The sequence below is a fragment of the Trinickia sp. genome (assembly GCF_057351765.1).
The window spans coordinates 56,111-73,343 of record NZ_JBMRBK010000069.1 but is presented as its reverse complement, the minus strand read 5'-3'; the positions used below and the strand labels follow the sequence as shown (position 1 = coordinate 73,343).

The following is a 17,233-nucleotide window of genomic DNA, read 5'->3' as shown; positions in this document are numbered from 1 at the left end:
TGCTAATGGGAATCGCTGTCGCCACGGCGGTGTCGGGCAGCTTCGCCTATCTCTCGCTCGATATCGGCCAGCTCGTTTCGGCGGCCGCCGCCCGCGACATGCTGCATTTCCTGCTGTCGTTCTTCCCGCCTGAACTAGCGCCAGCGTTTCTCTCGAAGACAGCTTTCAGCATGCTCGAAACGCTTGCGGTTTCCGCCATCGGGACGCTCTGTGCGGCGTTATTCGGCTTTGCGTTGGCGCTGCCGGCATCGGGCATGTACGGAACGAGTCTGCGCGCGCTATCGCGTTTGCTGTTGAATCTGCTGCGCGCCGTCCCCGAACTCGTATGGGCGACCTTGACCGTTCTCGTCGCCGGACTGGGGCCGTTCGCCGGTACCCTCGCGCTGGCGCTGCATACCGCTGGCGTCCTGGGCCGCCTTTTCGCGGAAACGCTGGAGAATGCGCCAGATGCGCCCGCGCGTGCGCTGACGGAAGTGGGAAGCTCCCATGCGATGGCGTTCGTCTACGGAACGCTGCCCTGCGTCCAGCCGCAGTTCCTGGCCTATGTGCTTTATCGATGGGAGACCAACATCCGCATGGCAGCGATTCTGGGCTTCGTCGGCGCGGGCGGTCTCGGCCAGATGCTCTACTACGAGCTCTCCCTGTTCCACCTGCCGCAAGCATGCACGGTGATCGTCGCGATGCTCGTGCTCGCGGCCTTCGTCGATACGGCCAGCGCACTAATGCGCCGGCGCAGCGTCCTCGCGCACTGAAGCCCGCAAGGAGCGGCCGCCCTTCCCCTCATCGTTGGTCGTTCGGCCGACTGCCGACACTCGCCCGCCGCCCACATCCATCCTCTTTCATGATTGCCAAATGCAATTCATTACGCAACTACCTCTCGCACGTCAAAGCATACCGTGCGACTTCGCATAGTCACGTAACGCGTCATTCATGCGCGTTTGCCAGCCCTCGCCTTGCGCTCTGTAGGCATCGACCACATCAGGATCGATGCGCAGTTTTAGCGGTGTCTTCGGGTTCGCAGACTTCGGCCGCCCGCGTGGCTTGACCATTTTGGCGGCTGCCTCCTTCCCGAACAGTTCTGGAAGCACTTCCTCAGCCGGCCGCGCACGAGCAAACTCGGCTTTGCCCCAAGTCGGGTTTTCGTCTACTTGGCTACTCACTTTTCGCTTGCTCATATCGTTTCACCTCGCGGGGATTTGCCTTGCGCAGGCTGATAATAGGGGCACGGCATAAGAACTGAAAAAAACTCATCCGAGACAAAGCGGTAGCGTCGACTCTTGCAATCGTGGAAATCCGCGCCCCTCGCCCTGAGAAAGCGCTCGAACGCCTGCATAAGGGCGTCGCCCATGCACACATTCGGCAATTCGCCGTGCTGTACCATATCGCCCGTTGTCTGCTTCGCTTCGCGCTTGCCTCCAGGCGGAGGCCTGGACAGCCCTCGATGGTCAAGTGAGACCGGGGGGAAAGTTGCTTTGCTGCTCGTGCATCGAACCGCATGAATTCCTCGGCGCAGGTTTCCGCTACAGCACAACGCGCTGAGGCGTAGGTTGATGTTAGCGTTGGGCGGAAGACCTACGCTGACCACGGTAATTTTGTAAGACGTCGTGAGACGGGGGCATTCGATACGAAGTGCACCTCAACGGACGGAAGGGCTTGATGAATAAGGACACGCAGGAAATTTCAGAGGTAGAACAACCGCTTGGGGCGAGCGCCGCGAGCAACCATACGCCGATGATGCAGCAGTACCTGCGCATCAAGGCCGAACACCCCGGCACGCTCGTTTTCTATCGGATGGGCGACTTTTACGAGCTGTTCTTCGACGACGCTGAAAAAGCGGCGCGCCTGCTCGATCTGACACTCACGCAGCGCGGTGCATCGGCCGGCAATCCGATCAAGATGGCCGGCGTGCCGCATCACGCGGTCGAGCAATACCTGGCGAAGCTCGTCAAACTCGGCGAGTCCGTCGCAATCTGCGAGCAGATCGGCGATCCGGCTGCGTCGAAGGGCCCGGTCGAGCGCAAGGTCGTGCGCGTGGTGACCCCCGGCACCCTGACGGATGCAGCGCTGCTCGCAGACAAGAGCGATGCCTATCTGCTCGCGATGAGCCCCGCGCACAATAAACGCGGCGTCGTAACGGGCGTCGGCCTCGCCTGGCTCAATCTCGCGAGCGGCGCACTGAGGCTGGCCGAGGTAGCGCCAGACCAGCTCGCTGCCGCGCTCGAACGCATCCGGCCGGCCGAAATCCTGGCCGCCGATACGCCGGCAGCGCCGCTCCCGGCCACCGTGCCCGGTACCGTCACGCGCGTGCCCACATGGCATTTCGATATCGCATCGGGCAAACAGCGGCTTTGCGATCAGCTGAACGTAGCGAGCCTCGACGGCTTCAGTGCTGAATCGCTGACGGCCGCGTGCGGAGCGGCCGGCGCGCTGCTGCTATATGCCTCGGCGACACAAGGGCAACAACTGCGACACGTCCGCAGTCTCAGAGTCGAGTATGAATCCGAATATATCGGGCTGGACCCTGCGACGCGTCGCAATCTCGAGCTGACCGAAACGCTGCGCGGCGGCGAATCGCCGACACTGTGCTCATTGCTCGACACTTGCTGTACGACGATGGGCAGCCGCCTCCTGCGTCACTGGCTCCATCACCCACCGCGCGACGCCGGGTCGGCGCGCGAGCGGCACGGCGCGATCGGCGCACTCCTCGACGCGCCTGTCCATGCAAGTCTCGATGCGCTCAGAGCGGTCTTACGGCACATCGCCGACATCGAACGCATCACAGGCCGCCTCGCATTGCTATCGGCGCGCCCGCGCGACTTGTCGAGCTTGCGCGATACGTTCGCTGCCCTGCCTGCGCTGCGCGAACAGGTGGCGCATGCCGCGGCCGGCGCGGTTGCGCTCGAACGCATCGCGGCCGCCCTCGAGCCGCCGCGTGAATGCGGCGAACTGCTCCAGCGCGCCATCGCCCAGGAGCCGGCTGCGATGGTGCGCGACGGCGGCGTCATCGCACGTGGCTATGACGCCGAACTCGACGAGTTGCGCGATATCTCGGAAAACTGCGGGCAATTCCTCATCGACCTCGAGGCGCGTGAGCGCGCGCGCACCGGCATTGCCAATCTGCGCGTCGAATACAACAAGGTCCACGGTTTCTATATCGAGGTGACGCGAGGGCAAACCGACAAGGTCCCCGACGACTACCGTCGGCGTCAGACGCTCAAGAATGCGGAGCGTTACATCACTCCGGAGCTCAAGACATTCGAAGACAAGGCGCTATCGGCGCAGGAACGCGCGCTTGCACGCGAGCGAGCGCTCTACGACGCCGTGCTGCAAGCGTTGCTGCCGTACATCGGCGAATGTCAGCGCGTGGCGTCGGCGCTTGCCGAACTCGACTTGCTGGCCGCCTTCGCGGAACGTGCGCAAGCCCTCGACTGGGTCGCACCCACGTTCACGACGGAGATCGGCATCGATATCGAGCAGGGACGGCACCCGGTCGTCGAAGCGCAGGTCGAACAATTCGTCGCAAACGACTGCTGCTTGAGCCCCGAGCGCAAACTGCTGTTGATCACCGGTCCCAATATGGGCGGCAAATCGACCTTCATGCGGCAAACGGCGTTGATCGCGCTGCTCGCCTATGTCGGCAGTTACGTGCCGGCCCGCCGCGCCACCTTCGGGCCGATCGATCGAATCTTCACCCGCATCGGCGCCGCCGACGATCTGGCCGGCGGCCGCTCCACGTTCATGGTGGAGATGACGGAGGCCGCAGCAATCCTCAACGATGCAACGCCGGCAAGCCTCGTATTGATGGATGAAATCGGGCGCGGTACGTCGACGTTCGACGGCCTCGCACTCGCTTGGGCCATCGCTCGGCACCTGCTCGCGCACAACGGTTGTCAGACGCTTTTCGCCACACACTATTTCGAGCTCACGCAACTGCCGGCTGAATTCCCGCAAGCCGCGAACGTCCACTTGTCCGCCGTCGAGCATGGGCATGGGATCGTCTTTCTTCATGCCGTCGAAGAAGGCCCCGCAAGCCAGAGCTACGGGCTCCAGGTCGCGCAACTGGCGGGCGTGCCGGCCGCCGTCATACGCGCCGCACGCAAACACCTCGCGCATCTCGAGCAACAATCGGTCGGTTACGCAACACCGCAACTCGATTTGTTCGCGGCGGCACCGTTCGTCGAAGACGCACCCGACGAATCCGCGCACGAACACGATGCACCGCCGCACCCGGTCATCAGTCGCCTGCGCGGCATCGACCCCGACGAGCTCAACCCGCGCGCAGCGCTCGATCTCCTCTACGAGCTGCATGAACAGGCCAATGCGGCGCAAGACGACCGACACTGAGAAAGGCCGGCTTGCGCGCGCCGCGCTGCGCCCGGTAGCGGTCGGTTTCGCCGCACTGCTTGCGCTCGCTTACGGTGAGGCCGCTCTCGCGGCCAGAGCGCATTTCGCCTTCTCCGTCATTGCGGGAACGATGCGAGCAAGTGCCGACGAGGCGGCTACGCAGCGACTCCTTCAAGCAATCGGAGTCGAGGAGGACATTGCATTCGTTGTCTACGACGGCAACCTGAAAGGGCCCTCCGAGCGCTGCACCGACAACGTCTATGCGCAGCGCCAGCAAATTCTGGCAACCTCGCGCGTGCCCCTCATCGTCGTGCCGGGGCAATACGACTGGGCGGAATGCGGCAGCGCAAATGGCGGCGGCTACGACGCGGCGGAGCGGCTCGACTTCCTGCGTCAAACGATTTATGCGGACAATGTCTCGCTCGGCCAATCGCCGATTGTCCTCAAACGCGAAAGCGACGTCGCGCGGTTTCATTCATATCGGGAAAACGTCCGCTGGCAGCTGGACGACACCGTATTCGTGAGCCTGAACGTCGTCGGCGGCAATAATCATTATCTGAGCGGCGGTGGCCGCAACGGGGAATACGACGACCGCGCCATCGCCTCCGCCTTTTGGTTGGAACACGCGGCCGAATACGCCCGTCGACGCAATGCGCACGCGCTCGTCGTTTTCGTGGAGGCGGACCCGGACTTCGCGCGCTACGAACATGCGGAACGCTTCTCGTGGCTCCGCATGGGCCGCACGCGCAAGCGCGACGGCTACCTCGAATTCAAACGCTCTCTCGTTAAAGCGGCCGAGACGTACCGAGGGCCGGTCGTCGTCATTCACGACGACACGGCTGCCCTGTCTCGAGGTTTTACCATCGACCAACCGCTCTTTGACGACAAGGGATCGCGCATGACGAACGTCACGCGCATCGCGATTGCGCCGCGAGAGAGAACGAGGCAATGGGTCAGAGTGGATGTGAATTTCGACAGGACGCCGCCGTTTCAGGTCACCGTGCGCCGTATTCCGGCACAGATGCGGGAGATGCCTGCGATGCCGCCGCGCATCGCCTCCCCGTCTGTCGCGCCGGGCGCTTCGGAACTTCTCCCGACGCCTCCGGCCGCCCTGCCCGCCGTCCCGGAAGCGCCTGCCTCCGAACCGCCGCTACTACCGCAACCGCCTGCGTGGCCGCAGGCAGGCAGCGCGAGCGGCAGTATCGACAGGAAGATACCGCCGCCCGAAGCGCCGGCGGCGCCAACGCGCAGCGGCCCAGGTTCAGTGCAAGGTGGGAGCTGAGCCCGGCTCGTCTTCGTCGTCGTCCTCGTCGAGGACTTCGAGGCCATCGGCACCGTGCACATGAGCGTGTTCGATCTCGTCGGCCGTCGCCTCGCGAACTTCCTTGACCGTCAGTGCAAAGCGCAACGCCATGCCCGCCAGAGGATGATTGCCATCGAGTACGACCTTGTCTTCGGCCAAGTCCGTCACGGTGTAAATCAGTGTATCGATGTCGTCGTCGCCGTCTTCCGGCGTACCCTCGAACTGCATACCGACTTCGAGCGGTTCCGGAAAGCGGTTGCGTGGCTCGATTTTCACGAGGTCTGGGTCATATTCGCCGAACGCGTCCTGCGGCTCGAGCTGAATCTGCGTTTGGTAGCCCGGCTCTTGCCCATCGAGTTCTTCCTCGATCTTGGGGAACGTGCCATCATACCCGCCGTGCAGATAGATCATCGGCTCGTCGCTTTCCTCGATCAGATTGCCTTGCGCGTCCGACAACTTATAGGCGACCGAGACGACAGTGTTCTTCGCGATTTTCATTCGGAATCTCCAAAATACGGTCTCATTATACGATGCCCAAGCGGCCCCTTGACCACACACCGGCCTCAGCTCCATCCGCCACTTCTGCCGCGTCCGCCGTTTTGCCCCCTCCACCCGACTTACCGACGCCGTTGCTCGCGAATTTGACGCCGTCCGAATTCATGCGTCGGTATTGGCAGAAAAAACCGTTGCTCGTCCGTCAGGCCGTGCCCGGCATCGCGCCCCCGCTCGCGCGCGACGAGCTCTTCGCTCTGGCGGCAAGCGACGACGCGGAAGCACGGCTCATTACGCATTTTCGGAGCGCATGGCGCCTCGCACACGGTCCCTTCGAACCCGAGCAAATCCCGAGCGTGCGGCGCCGCGAATGGACGCTGCTCGTGCAAGGCGTCGATTTGCACGATGACCGCGCTCGCGCCTTGCTCGACAGGTTCCGCTTCGCTCCGGACGCGCGGCTCGACGACCTCATGATCTCGTACGCCACCGACGGCGGCGGGGTGGGCCCACATTTCGATTCCTATGACGTGTTTTTGCTGCAGGTGCAGGGCAAGCGACGCTGGCGAATTTCCGCTCAAAAAGATCTTTCCCTGAAAGACGGATTGCCGTTGAAAGTCTTACAGCGCTTCGAGCCCGAGCAAGAATGGGTACTGGAACCGGGCGACATGCTGTATCTGCCGCCCCACATCGCTCACGACGGCGTGGCGCTCGGCGAATGCATGACGTGCTCGATCGGCTTTCGCTCGCCTTCGGCGCGCGAACTGATCGGCCAATTTCTCTATCACCTGGCCGAACGCGGCAGCGTGGCGCAGCAAGCGCGCGAGGACGACCGTTATCGCGATCCCCGGCAAGACGCCGTCAAGCATCCCGCACGGCTGCCGGAAGGGCTGATCGAGCAAGTCGGCGCGATCCTTGCTGGTATACGCTGGAGCGAGCGCGATATCGTCTCGTTCCTTGGCAGCTATCTGGGCGAACCGAAGGCTCACGTCGTCTTCGAGGCGCCCGAGCGGCCGGCAAACGAGGCGGCGTTCGTGAAAAAGGCGCTTCGCCATGGGGTTCGGCTCGACAGGAAGACGACGCTCCTGTACGGAAAGGACAGCTACTTTCTCAACGGCGAGGAAGACCGCCTGCCGCGGAGCAAAAAGTGGCTGCTGGAGCTGGCCGACGCGAGGCGCCTCGAGGGGAAACGGTTTGTAACACTATCTGCCGATTCGTCGATGACAGCGCTGTTGCACGAGTGGTATCTTGCCGGCTGGGTACGGATCGGCGCATCCGCTTGAGGTAATCGTCCCTATTGTTCAAAAAGCTGAAATTCTGTATGAGAAAGGCAACGTATTGACCCTGGTTTGTCGACGGTCCGTACGAAAGTGCATATAATTTCCGCCCAAGCCGTGGGGAAGATTCACGCTCTGATGTGCATCCCACCAGCGGCCCAGGTTGGTGTTGGAGCACATTACCGGTATTATTTCGCGCTGTTGCTTACCTTTAACCATAAAAGGACGTGATCATGAAGAAATCCCTCCTCGTAGCATCCCTGTTGGCTGCCATGGCTTTGGCCGCATGCAACAAGAGCAGCGATCAAGCTGCTGCGCCGGCTAGCGACGCTGCTGCTGCTTCGGCTCCCGCCGCTGCTGCCGCTTCGGACGCTGCTTCGAGCGCTGGTGCTGCTGCGAGCGACGCTGCTGCGGCTTCGGGTGCTGCTGCCGCTGCTTCGGACGCTGCTGCGTCGGCTGCCGCTCCGGCTTCGGGCGCAAGCCAGTAAGCTGTCAAGCTGCAAGGCAAGAAAAAACCGGCTTCGAGCCGGTTTTTTCTTGTCTGCGCCAATTGCGAATTGCGTTGCCGCGAACCGACATCGGCCTTACTCGACACCGCCTAGCGTCAGCCACGCGAAACCGTCGTCCTGCGATGCAACCATCACGTCGTGTATAGCGGAGCCCAGCACACGCGCCAGCGCGGCCTGAGCAAGCTCTGGCTGATTGTTTTGCTGGCTCAGATGCGCCGCAACGATATGCTTGAGCCGTGAGCGACGCAGCGACGCCAGAATGACCGCTGCCGCGTCGTTGCTGAGATGCCCGTGGTTACCGCCGATTCGCGCCTTCAGCGATGCCGGATAGCGGCTCGTCGCCAGCATATCGACATCGTGATTGCATTCGAGCACCAGCGCGTCGCAGTCATGGAGCATCGCTGTGATATGCGGCGTCGATGTACCGACATCCGTCAGCACGCCCAATCGATGCGCGCCGTCCCCGAAAACGAACTGCAGCGGCTCGCGCGCGTCGTGGGGAACCGTATAAGGGCATACTTGCAAGTCGCCGATAGCGGCCGTCTCGTCACCCCATAACACGTGGAGATCGACGCCCGGCGCCACGTCCGCACCCACCGCGCGTGCCGTGCCCCAACTCATATAAAGCGGGACACTCCATTTGCGAGCGACCGTCAGCGCGCTGCCAATGTGGTCGCTGTGCTCGTGCGTGACGAGAATGGCGTCGAGCTGCTCGATGCCGCATTCGAGACGCGCAAGCCGCCGTTCGAGTTCTTTCGCCGAGAATCCGCAATCCAGTAATACGCGCGTCGCCGTCGTCCCGCTCGTCGCTTCGACGACGAGCGCGTTGCCTTCGCTTCCGCTGCCGAGACTGGCAAAACGCATGAACGGCCCGTCAGTTCAGTTCGGCATGCAGGAGCGACAGAATCTTCTTCGCTTCGGGCGAGGTATCGATTTGGCCGTTTGCATCCACGATTGCGACCTGCGTCTGGCCCTCGCCTTTTTGGCGGACATTGACGAGGAACGACTGCCCCGGTGCGGATGCCACCGGTTTGCGATAGAAGAGCTTGCCGAACAGGCCGTCGCGCTTGAGCTCGGCCATCGAATCGGCGTAGCGCACGTAATAGAGCCCCTTGGCGCGATCGCGGTTATCGACCGTGAAATTCGTCCTGTCGAGCGCCAGCCCGACGCGCAGCCACGCCCGATCGAAAGACTCCTGAAGCTCGAGCGTCGTCTGGGCACCGGCCATATCGATCGTGACAGGCGCCGTGCCGGGACGCGCGTTCGCGAGCAGTTCCTTCGATTGTGCGTCGGTCAGTCCGAACTTCTGCATCAGCTTCGAAAGAAACACGGCTTCCAGCACCGGATTGCGCGGACGTTCCACCCAGCGCGACGAGTCCTTGTCCTGCCCGGTCAGCACTTCTTCGAGCGCGCTATGCGTGATCGAAATATCGGTCGCGCCGTTCGGGCCGCGTTCGACGAGCGTACGGAATCTGTCGCGCGTGCCTGACGAGTACGCGAAATCGATCACCCGGCCAATCGTGCGGCGAAACCAATCGTCCGGTATGTTGGCGCGGTTTTCCGCCCAGTCCGTCATCATGATGCCCGTTGCGGGCGCATTGGTTTTCAGCGCGAAGCCATTGTCCTGCCAGAATTCCTGCAACTGCGGCCAAAGCTGGTCGGGCGAGCGGCCGTCGACGACGAGCCAGCGGCGGTCGCCATCGCGCTCGATATGCATGCCATAGGGGTCTTGCGCGCTCGGCACCCCTTCCGTCGCATTGCCCGCGGTCGTGCGATTGCGCTCGGGCGCGCCGCCGAGTGCCGCGTTCGACGGCGGGGCCGTGTATTGTGTCGGCGCGGTGCTCGCCGTCAGATCGCTCGGGACCGTCAGCGACGGGGCCGAACGCGTGGCCTTGTAATCGACTTTATCGGACGAGAACCATTCGTTGAGGGTGTCGCAGCCGGCAAGCGATCCGAGCGCGAGCACAAGCGCCGCCGTACGCGCGGCATGAATGAAAAAAACAGAACGTTTCATGGAACCCTTCGTGATGCGAACGCGTGCCTGCAACGATGCTGGAGCGCGAGTCGAGAACGATCTCGGTTAGTGAATGACAGCAGCCGGCGCGCCGTTGCGTGCGCGCGCGGACATCGGTACCGCCTTTATCGCAGCACGCCCGCCTCGCGCAACGCATCGCGCACGGCACCGTGGCAGCGCTCGTCGAGACGCGTCAGCGGCAGGCGGATGCCGCCTTGTATCCGGCCCATCTCCTCGAGCGCCCATTTCACCGGGATCGGATTCGATTCGATGAAAAGCGTCTTGTGCAACGACAGCAAACGGAGATGAATTTCTCGGGCGGTCTTCGCATCGGCCTCGAGCGCCGCTTTGCACAGCTCGCTCATCGCGCGCGGCGCGACATTCGCCGTCACGGAAATGTTGCCGTGGCCCCCGAGCAGCATGAGCGCGATCGCGGTCGGGTCGTCGCCGCTATAGATGCCGAAATGCGACGGCGCGGCCTTGATCAGATGTGCCGCGCGATCGATGTTGCCCGTCGCCTCCTTCACGCCGATGATGCCCGGCACCTGTGCGAGGCGCAGGATCGTCTCGTTCGACATGTCGGCCACCGTACGGCCCGGCACGTTATAGAGAATGACGGGCAAATCGACCGCTTCCGCGATTTTCGCGAAATGGCGGTAGATGCCCTCTTGCGTCGGCTTGTTGTAGTAAGGGACGACTTGCAGCGTGGCGTCGGCGCCCACGGCTTTCGCCCGCTCGGTCAGCTCGATCGCCTCGGAGGTCGAATTGCCCCCGGCGCCGGCAATCACCGGAATACGGCCGGCCGCGTGCGTAACGGCCGTTTCGATCATGAGGACGTGCTCCTCGACCGACAACGTGGCCGATTCGCCGCTCGTACCCACGACGACGAGCGCGTTGGTGCCTTCCTCGATATGCCAGTCGATCAGCTTGCGAAACGCCGCCAGATCGAGGCCGCCCTCGTCGAGCATCGGCGTGACGATTGCGGGAATACTGCCGCGAATCCGGACGCCGTCCCGGTTGCTGCTGGATGTGCCGTTAGCCATGAAACGCCATGAATTCCATTCCGAAAGCGCGATTGTAGCGGATTAGCCGCTCAAATCGTAACGCGGCTGACCCGGGGTTGCGCCCGCCCCGCCCACGGCATCCCGAACGCTCTCGGCCTCGCGCACCGCGCACAGGCGCTGCACGAACGCAGGCCGCGGTAATGCGGTGTAACCGTCTTCGAACGCGATGACCCGTAACGTGCCGCGCACGGCGTCGAGCAGCTCGCCCGGCGCGAGCAGAAACGCCGGGTTCGAAGGTTTCCCGACCGTTTCATTGCCCTGCGCGAACGTTTCGTACAACAAAAAGCCGCCTGGCGCGAGCGATGCGACAAGACGCGGCAACAGCGGGCGATGAAAGTAATTCGTGACAACGACGGCCGCAAACCGTGCCGCATCGGGAAACGGCCACGGACTGCCGTCTTCGAGATCGGCTGCGACGGGCTCGACACCCTCGATCTGCGCCAGTGCCGCAAGCGCGTCGGGGTCGCGTTCCAGGGCGATCACGCGATGCCCGCGCGCGGCGAACCAGCGTGCATGACGACCGCTACCCGCGGCAACGTCGAGCACGGTCGCATCCGGCGCAAGCAGATGCGACCACCGGACGATCCAGGCGGAAGCGCCCGGCGCCGCCGCGTGCTCGCCGCTCATCGCAACCCCGCCCGGGCACATTGCGCGTGCATCGCGAACGCTGACCGATCAGGAGTACGAAAGGCCCATGGCCTCGCGTACGTCGCGCATCGTCTCGGTGGCGAACTTGCGCGCCTTGTCGCAGCCGTCGGCCACGATGGCCCGCAAGAGCGTCGGGTCGTCCATATACTTTTGCGCCCGCTCGAGCATCGGCTGCTGCTCGCGCAAGATACCCTCGATAACGGGTTGCTTGCATTCGAGACAGCCGATACCGGCCGAGCGGCAGCCCTTTTGCACCCATTGGTGGGTGGCCTCGTCGGTATAGACCTGATGCAGTTGCCAGACGGGGCATTTGTCGGGGTCGCCCGGATCGGTCCGGCGCACCCGCGCGGGATCCGTCGGCATCGTGCGGACTTTCTTGGCGATCGTATCGGCGTCCTCGCGCAAGCCGATGGTGTTGCCATAGGACTTCGACATTTTCTGCCCATCGAGCCCCGGCATGCGCGAAGCCTTCGTCAGCAGCACCTGCGGTTCGACGAGGATGATCTTGCGCGCACCTTCCAGGTAGCCGAAAAGCCGCTCGCGATCGCTCATCGAAATGCTTTGCGACTCCTGCAGCAGCGCACGCGCCTGCTCGAGTGCTTCGTCGTCGCCCTCTTGCTGATAGGCATTGCGCAACTCGCGGTACAGCTTCGCGCGTTTGCCGCCCAGCTTCTTGGCTGCCTCGAGCGCCTTTTCTTCGAAATCGGGCTCGCGCCCATAAAGATGATTGAAGCGCCGCGCGATCTCGCGCGTCATCTCGACGTGCGGCACCTGATCTTCGCCGACCGGCACGAGCGAGGCGCGATAAAGCAGAATGTCCGCCGCCATCAACACGGGATAGCCGAGAAAACCGTATGTCGAGAGGTCCTTGTCCTTCAGCTTCTCGATCTGCTCCTTATAGGTCGGCACACGTTCGAGCCAGCCGAGCGGCGCGCTCATGCCGAGCAGCAGCGAAAGCTCCGCATGCTCGGGGACCCGGCTTTGGATGAAAAGCGTCGCCTGCGCGGGATCGATTCCCGATGCGAGCCAGTCGATCAGTACTTCCCAGACGTTGGTTTCGATGACCTCGGGCGTCTCGTAGTGGGTGGTGAGCGCGTGCCAGTCGACCACGCAGAAAAAGCACGGGTATTCGGACTGCAGGCGCACCCAGTTCTTCAGCACGCCATGGTAGTGGCCGAGGTGGAGCGAGCCGGTGGGTCGCATGCCGGAGAAAATGCGGTCTGGAAACATGGTCTTAGTTGAAGAGCGAGACAAAGGGAGTCAGGATGGCCGTCAAGGCATCGTAACCGAGCGACATGAGCGGCCGCAGCCAGAACCTCGTCAGCACGCCCGTGATCACGAGCGCCATCACGACGAAAAAGCCATACGGCTCGAGGCGCGCCAAGCCGATCGCCTGGCGCGGCGGCAACAGCGCCATGACTACGCGCCCGCCGTCGAGCGGCGGCAACGGAAACAGGTTGATGATACCCAGCACGAGATTCACGCTGACGCCGGCGCCCGCCATGCGCGAGAAGAACGGCTCGTCGACCGACGAGAGCGACAAGCCAACGCCGATGAATCCCCACAGCAGCGCCTGCGCAAAGTTGCAGACCGGACCGGCGAGCGATACCCACAGGCTGCCCCAGCGCGGATTGCGCAGGTTGCTGAACGCGACGGGAACGGGTTTCGCGTAGCCGAACATGAACGCGCCGCCCGTGGCGAAATAAAGCAGCAGCGGAATGGCGATCGTGCCCAGCGGATCGATGTGGCGCATCGGATTGAACGAAACCCGCCCCATCATGTAGGCCGTATTGTCTCCAAGCAGCTTGGCCACGTAGCCGTGCGCCGCCTCGTGCAGCGTAATCGCGAAGATCACGGGCAACGCATAGACCGCTATCGTTTGTATCAGGGAAGCATCCATATCGGGCTTATTGTAACAAGGGGGCCGTACCGCACTGGTCGCGGGCCGGTCTCGCGCGGCAAGCGTCTTGCGTTCACTGCTCCATGGCACTCAGTCCGAACGGTTCGAGGGCACCGCGCCCCGCACGCACGAGAACCGGCTCATCGCCCGTCAGATCGACCACGGTCGATGGCTCGCGCGGGCAGGCGCCGCCGTCGATCACGAGATCGATCTGCTTTTCGAGCCGCATGCGGATCGCCTCGGGATCGTTCACAGGTTCGCTGTCCGGCGGCAGGATCAACGTCGTGGCAATGAGCGGCTCCCCAAGCGCCTCGAGCAACGCGAGCGTGATGGCGTGATCCGGCACGCGCAGCCCGATCGTCTTGCGCGACGGATGAGAGAGCCGCCGGGGCACTTCCTTCGTCGCCTGCAGGATGAATACGTAAGGCCCCGGCGTCACCGACTTGATCAAGCGAAACTGCCCGTTGTCGACCATCGCGAAATTCGCGAGCTCGGACAGGTCGCGCACGAGCAACGACAAATGCTGCCGCTCATCGAGGCCGCGAATGCGGCGCAGACGCGTCACGGCGTCCTTATCGTCGAGACGGCACGCGAGTGCATAACTCGAATCGGTCGGCAGCGCTATCACGCCGCCGTCTTTCACGATATGGACCGCCTGCGCAATCAAGCGCGGCTGGGGGTTATCGGGGTGGATCCGGAAGTATTGGGACATGGAAGAAGTGAGCGTTCAGCGACGCGACGCGCGAGCATGGCAGGCACCGGATGCCGTGCGACGCACTGCCGCCCAGCCGGGTCTCGCGGGAAACTGCGCTCGTCGCGCGTGCATCAGAGCAGGCGGTCCCAGACTGGCGTCAGATCGGGCGGCAGCGGCGGCAGCGCGCCGAGCTCCACGCGACCCTCGCCGGGCGCATGAAAATCCGAACCGCGCGACGCCTCGAATCCGAAACGACGCGCGACATCGGCGTATTTGCGGTACTGATCGGGCGTGTGACTACCCGTGACAACCTCGATGGCGCGGCCGCCCAGATCGACGAAGGCGCCGAAAAGCGCGTCGAATTCGAGCGGCGTATAGCGGTAGCGCCCCGGATGGGCAATGACCGCAATGCCGCCGGCCGCGCCAATCCAGCCGACTGCGTTTTCAAGGGTCGCCCAACGATGCGGAACATAACCCGGCTTACCCTCGCCGAGAAAGCGATCGAACACGTCGGCTGTCGACGGGGCAAAACCTTTTTCGACGAGGAAGCGCGCGAAATGCGTGCGTGAAATCAGGTCGGGATTCGACACGAACCGCAGCGCGCCTTCATAGGCACCGGGAATGCCGACTGCCTCGAGTGCCGCGGCCATGGCCTGCGCCCTCGCGGTACGCCCGTTGCGCGTCGCACGCAGCCCTTCGACGAGCGTCGGACATGACGGATCCACGCCCAGCCCCACGACGTGCAACGTGCGAGCGGCCCACGTCACGGAAATTTCGACCCCCGGCAAATAACGGATGCCAAGCGCCTCGGCCGCGGCGCGAGCCTCGCTCTGCCCGCCGAGTTCGTCGTGATCGGTCAGCGACCAGACGGTCACGCCCCCCGCATGCGCACGACGCGCGACCTCCGCGGGCGCGAGCAGCCCGTCGGATACGTTGGAATGGCAATGCAGATCGGCGTTCATGCTTCGAGCGGAGGGAGTATCCGAGCATTTTACTGCAATGCGGCGTTCCGCTCGGGCTTCCCTAGCGCGGCCCGGACGCGCTTGCCCCTCTCAGGCGCAAAACGCCTCGATCAGCGCCGCCACCTGCTCGGGTTGATCGTGATGAACCATATGTCCTGCGTCTTCGATCATCTTTTCGCGCCAGTCTCGAAAAGCCGTGAAGCGTGCCTTGAACTCGTCCAGCGGAATGGCGCCCGCCAGCATCGCAAGCGTCGGCGATCGGACGGCCTCGACATGCAGGACTTTCGCGCTGGCCTTCGCCCATACCGCCATTATTTCGTCGAGCCGGTAAAGCAGCGGACCATGCATCTTGTGCGCCGGATCCGCCAGCAGCACATAGCGCCCGTCGTCGCCGCGTTTCGCCCAATGCCGGGCCAAAAAACGCGCACGCTCGGGTGCAAGGCGCGGATTATTCTTCGTCAAGCGCGCGGCGACGTCGTCGAGCGTCGCGTAGGTCTTGAGCGTGGGAGGCGCGCGCAGGTCGTCGAGCCAGGCGGCGAGCCGGTGCGGCGCCTGCGCAGCCTTTGCGGGCGCCAGCCCGAACCCTTCGAGGTCGACGACTCGTCGCACGCGCTCGGGCCGCACGCCGGCGTACAGGCACACGACGTTTGCCCCCATGCTGTGTCCGACGAGATTGACTTGTCCGGTCGGCGCGTAATGGTCGAGCAAGGCTTCGAGGTCGGCCAGGTACTCGTGGAACCAATAATGGCCGCCGCCGCGCTCCGCCACGGGCCAATCCGACAGACCGAAACCGCGCGCGTCGGGCGCGATCACCTGCCAATCGCCGCCCAGCGCATCCACCACGAACTGGAACGACGCGGAAACGTCCATCCAGCCATGCAGCATGAAAAGCGTTGGAGCGCCGGGCGGGCCCCAACGGCGCACGTGCAGCCGCACACCGCGAACGGTCAGGAAGTCGGATTGCGAAGTAGTCATGAAGCGTCGCCGAAAAACGAATGGTCGTTCGATTATATCGGGAGAAACGCTTTGTCTGCGCGCCGCGGATTGGACGTAGCCGGGATCGATTCGAACGATCGCCTCGTCGGGCGCATCAGGCGTCGCTTGGCGCGCCCTCATCGCCGTTCAGCCGCGACAGTTCGAATTCATCGAATCCGGCTTGGCGGCGTGCCTCGAAGTTGAACGGCCCGCGCAAGCGCGGCGCGCGGTACTGCTCGGCCAGCCGGACGTACGTGGGATGCGGATCGAGCCCACGGGCGTCGCACAGGTAGCGAAACCAATGATTCCCGATGCGAACATGGCCAATTTCATCGCGCAAAATGACATCGAGAATGGCTGCCGAATCGAGATCGCCCGCCTGCACGAGCCGCGCGCGAATCGGCGGCGACGCATCGAGCCCGCGTGCCTCGAGCGTGCGCGGTACCAGCGCCATGCGCGCGAGTACGTCCGCCCGCGTGCGCTCGCACATGTCCCAGAGTCCGTTGTGCGCGGGGAACTCGCCATAGGCGTGCCCGAGTCGAGCGAGCCGCGCAGCGAGCAACGTGAAATGATGCGCCTCTTCGGCGGCGACTTGTAGCCAGTCGCCGTAAAACGCTTCGGGCATGGCTTCAAAACGCCAGACGGCATCGAGCGCGAGATTGATCGCGTTGAATTCGATATGGGCAAGCGCATGTAGGAGCACTGCGCGGCCCTCCGGCGAGCGCATGCCGCGATGCGCTAGCAGGCGCGGTTCGACGAGCAGTGGCGCGCGTGGCCTGCCCGGCAGGCCGGCGGGCTCGGCGATGCTCGCCTGAGCCCCACAGGGCAACCCGCGCGCCAGCCAGCGCCGATGCAGCGCCTGAGCATGAGCGGCCTTTGCCGACGGCTCGCATTCGAGCAGCACGCAAAGCGCGAGATGACGAACATCGTCTTCACGCCCGATTGCGTCGCTTTCGGAAGAATCTGTTGCAGACATGACTGAGTCGGGACCCATCGATAAAACGCAACCCGGCACGGCCGCTGCGGCGCGCCGGCAGCGAACGCCCGCGGTGAC

The 17,233-nt window shown here is 63.7% G+C and carries 17 protein-coding genes; 5 read left to right on the top strand and 12 right to left on the bottom strand.

Translation table 11 applies throughout. The annotated features are described in order from the left end of the window. Nucleotides 1-5 precede the first annotated feature (5 nt). Nucleotides 6-752: a phosphonate ABC transporter, permease protein PhnE gene (gene phnE / locus ACO1XS_RS18615; RefSeq protein WP_414720350.1), complete on the top strand. Its 747-nt coding sequence runs from the start codon at nt 6-8 to the stop codon at nt 750-752. Nucleotides 753-884: 132 nt separating this feature from the next. Here phnE and ACO1XS_RS18610 read toward each other — a convergent pair whose 3' ends face one another. Beyond that, nucleotides 885-1,175 (bottom strand): BrnA antitoxin family protein, encoded by a 291-nt coding sequence (locus ACO1XS_RS18610; protein ID WP_486391365.1) that lies wholly within the window; start codon nt 1,173-1,175, stop codon nt 885-887. Between the two features lie 481 nt (nt 1,176-1,656). Here ACO1XS_RS18610 and mutS point away from each other — a divergent pair, with 481 nt between their 5' ends. Both mutS and ACO1XS_RS18600 read left to right on the top strand, forming a co-directional pair. Beyond that, entirely contained in the window at nt 1,657-4,344 is a 2,688-nt protein-coding gene (gene mutS, locus ACO1XS_RS18605; protein WP_486391364.1) for a DNA mismatch repair protein MutS, read from the top strand. After that, nucleotides 4,307-5,626 carry a hypothetical protein gene (locus ACO1XS_RS18600; protein WP_331570829.1) on the top strand — a complete coding sequence of 440 codons (1,320 nt, stop codon included), beginning with the start codon at nt 4,307-4,309 and terminating at the stop codon, nt 5,624-5,626. Before mutS ends, ACO1XS_RS18600 begins: the two co-directional genes overlap by 38 nt. On the opposite strand, the gene ACO1XS_RS18595 is transcribed toward ACO1XS_RS18600, so the two are convergent. After that, nucleotides 5,606-6,145 carry an FKBP-type peptidyl-prolyl cis-trans isomerase gene (locus tag ACO1XS_RS18595; protein ID WP_173255459.1) on the bottom strand — a complete coding sequence of 180 codons (540 nt, stop codon included), beginning with the start codon at nt 6,143-6,145 and terminating at the stop codon, nt 5,606-5,608. The two genes, ACO1XS_RS18600 and ACO1XS_RS18595, sit on opposite strands and share 21 nt — an antisense overlap. Before the next feature lie 32 nt (nt 6,146-6,177). On the opposite strand from ACO1XS_RS18595, the gene ACO1XS_RS18590 reads away from it, so the two are divergent. Then, nucleotides 6,178-7,419, top strand: coding sequence for a JmjC domain-containing protein (locus ACO1XS_RS18590; protein ID WP_486391363.1), 1,242 nt, complete (start codon nt 6,178-6,180; stop codon nt 7,417-7,419). Between the two features lie 227 nt (nt 7,420-7,646). Then, nucleotides 7,647-7,901 (top strand): hypothetical protein, encoded by a 255-nt coding sequence (locus tag ACO1XS_RS18585; RefSeq protein WP_414720274.1) that lies wholly within the window; start codon nt 7,647-7,649, stop codon nt 7,899-7,901. 96 nt (nt 7,902-7,997) lie between these two features. Here ACO1XS_RS18585 and ACO1XS_RS18580 read toward each other — a convergent pair whose 3' ends face one another. From ACO1XS_RS18580 to ACO1XS_RS18535, 10 genes are all read right to left on the bottom strand, one after another. Then, the gene (locus tag ACO1XS_RS18580; RefSeq protein WP_331570824.1) at nt 7,998-8,786 is read right to left on the bottom strand and encodes an MBL fold metallo-hydrolase; all 789 of its coding nucleotides are present in this window, start codon (nt 8,784-8,786) and stop codon (nt 7,998-8,000) included. A gap of 10 nt (nt 8,787-8,796) precedes the next feature. Beyond that, complete coding sequence (gene bamC, locus ACO1XS_RS18575; RefSeq protein ID WP_331570822.1) at nt 8,797-9,936, bottom strand: NlpB/DapX family lipoprotein; 1,140 nt, start codon at nt 9,934-9,936, stop codon at nt 8,797-8,799. 125 nt (nt 9,937-10,061) lie between these two features. After that, nucleotides 10,062-10,979: a 4-hydroxy-tetrahydrodipicolinate synthase gene (dapA, locus tag ACO1XS_RS18570; RefSeq protein WP_331570820.1), complete on the bottom strand. Its 918-nt coding sequence runs from the start codon at nt 10,977-10,979 to the stop codon at nt 10,062-10,064. A gap of 42 nt (nt 10,980-11,021) precedes the next feature. Then, a complete protein-coding gene (locus ACO1XS_RS18565) occupies nt 11,022-11,627 on the bottom strand; it encodes a class I SAM-dependent methyltransferase (protein ID WP_331570819.1) in 606 nt (201 codons plus the stop codon). A gap of 48 nt (nt 11,628-11,675) precedes the next feature. Then, nucleotides 11,676-12,878: a tryptophan--tRNA ligase gene (locus ACO1XS_RS18560; protein WP_331570817.1), complete on the bottom strand. Its 1,203-nt coding sequence runs from the start codon at nt 12,876-12,878 to the stop codon at nt 11,676-11,678. A 4-nt stretch (nt 12,879-12,882) separates the two neighbouring features. After that, nucleotides 12,883-13,548 carry a site-2 protease family protein gene (locus tag ACO1XS_RS18555; RefSeq protein ID WP_331570815.1) on the bottom strand — a complete coding sequence of 222 codons (666 nt, stop codon included), beginning with the start codon at nt 13,546-13,548 and terminating at the stop codon, nt 12,883-12,885. 73 nt (nt 13,549-13,621) lie between these two features. Then, entirely contained in the window at nt 13,622-14,260 is a 639-nt protein-coding gene (locus ACO1XS_RS18550) for an L-threonylcarbamoyladenylate synthase (RefSeq protein ID WP_331570813.1), read from the bottom strand. Nucleotides 14,261-14,373: 113 nt separating this feature from the next. Further along, on the bottom strand, nt 14,374-15,204 hold the full coding sequence (locus ACO1XS_RS18545) for a 3',5'-nucleoside bisphosphate phosphatase (RefSeq protein ID WP_440559158.1): 831 nt from the start codon (nt 15,202-15,204) through the stop codon (nt 14,374-14,376). Nucleotides 15,205-15,294: 90 nt separating this feature from the next. Next, a complete protein-coding gene (locus ACO1XS_RS18540; protein ID WP_331570809.1) occupies nt 15,295-16,179 on the bottom strand; it encodes an alpha/beta fold hydrolase in 885 nt (294 codons plus the stop codon). A gap of 115 nt (nt 16,180-16,294) precedes the next feature. Beyond that, nucleotides 16,295-17,155, bottom strand: coding sequence for a ferritin-like domain-containing protein (locus ACO1XS_RS18535; RefSeq protein WP_486391362.1), 861 nt, complete (start codon nt 17,153-17,155; stop codon nt 16,295-16,297). Nucleotides 17,156-17,233 lie beyond the last annotated feature (78 nt).

Coding starts and splice junctions, on each gene's coding strand:
- ACO1XS_RS18610 (WP_486391365.1), bottom strand. CDS start 1,175: ATGAGCAAGCGAAAAGTGAGTAGCCAAGTAGACGAAAACCCGACTTGG.
- bamC (WP_331570822.1), bottom strand. CDS start 9,936: ATGAAACGTTCTGTTTTTTTCATTCATGCCGCGCGTACGGCGGCGCTT.
- dapA (WP_331570820.1), bottom strand. CDS start 10,979: ATGGCTAACGGCACATCCAGCAGCAACCGGGACGGCGTCCGGATTCGC.
- phnE (WP_414720350.1), top strand. CDS start 6: ATGGGAATCGCTGTCGCCACGGCGGTGTCGGGCAGCTTCGCCTATCTC.
- ACO1XS_RS18560 (WP_331570817.1), bottom strand. CDS start 12,878: ATGTTTCCAGACCGCATTTTCTCCGGCATGCGACCCACCGGCTCGCTC.
- ACO1XS_RS18565 (WP_331570819.1), bottom strand. CDS start 11,627: ATGAGCGGCGAGCACGCGGCGGCGCCGGGCGCTTCCGCCTGGATCGTC.
- ACO1XS_RS18555 (WP_331570815.1), bottom strand. CDS start 13,548: ATGGATGCTTCCCTGATACAAACGATAGCGGTCTATGCGTTGCCCGTG.
- ACO1XS_RS18545 (WP_440559158.1), bottom strand. CDS start 15,204: ATGAACGCCGATCTGCATTGCCATTCCAACGTATCCGACGGGCTGCTC.
- ACO1XS_RS18585 (WP_414720274.1), top strand. CDS start 7,647: ATGAAGAAATCCCTCCTCGTAGCATCCCTGTTGGCTGCCATGGCTTTG.
- ACO1XS_RS18540 (WP_331570809.1), bottom strand. CDS start 16,179: ATGACTACTTCGCAATCCGACTTCCTGACCGTTCGCGGTGTGCGGCTG.
- ACO1XS_RS18590 (WP_486391363.1), top strand. CDS start 6,178: ATGCCCAAGCGGCCCCTTGACCACACACCGGCCTCAGCTCCATCCGCC.
- ACO1XS_RS18535 (WP_486391362.1), bottom strand. CDS start 17,155: ATGTCTGCAACAGATTCTTCCGAAAGCGACGCAATCGGGCGTGAAGAC.
- ACO1XS_RS18550 (WP_331570813.1), bottom strand. CDS start 14,260: ATGTCCCAATACTTCCGGATCCACCCCGATAACCCCCAGCCGCGCTTG.
- mutS (WP_486391364.1), top strand. CDS start 1,657: ATGAATAAGGACACGCAGGAAATTTCAGAGGTAGAACAACCGCTTGGG.
- ACO1XS_RS18595 (WP_173255459.1), bottom strand. CDS start 6,145: ATGAAAATCGCGAAGAACACTGTCGTCTCGGTCGCCTATAAGTTGTCG.
- ACO1XS_RS18580 (WP_331570824.1), bottom strand. CDS start 8,786: ATGCGTTTTGCCAGTCTCGGCAGCGGAAGCGAAGGCAACGCGCTCGTC.
- ACO1XS_RS18600 (WP_331570829.1), top strand. CDS start 4,307: ATGAACAGGCCAATGCGGCGCAAGACGACCGACACTGAGAAAGGCCGG.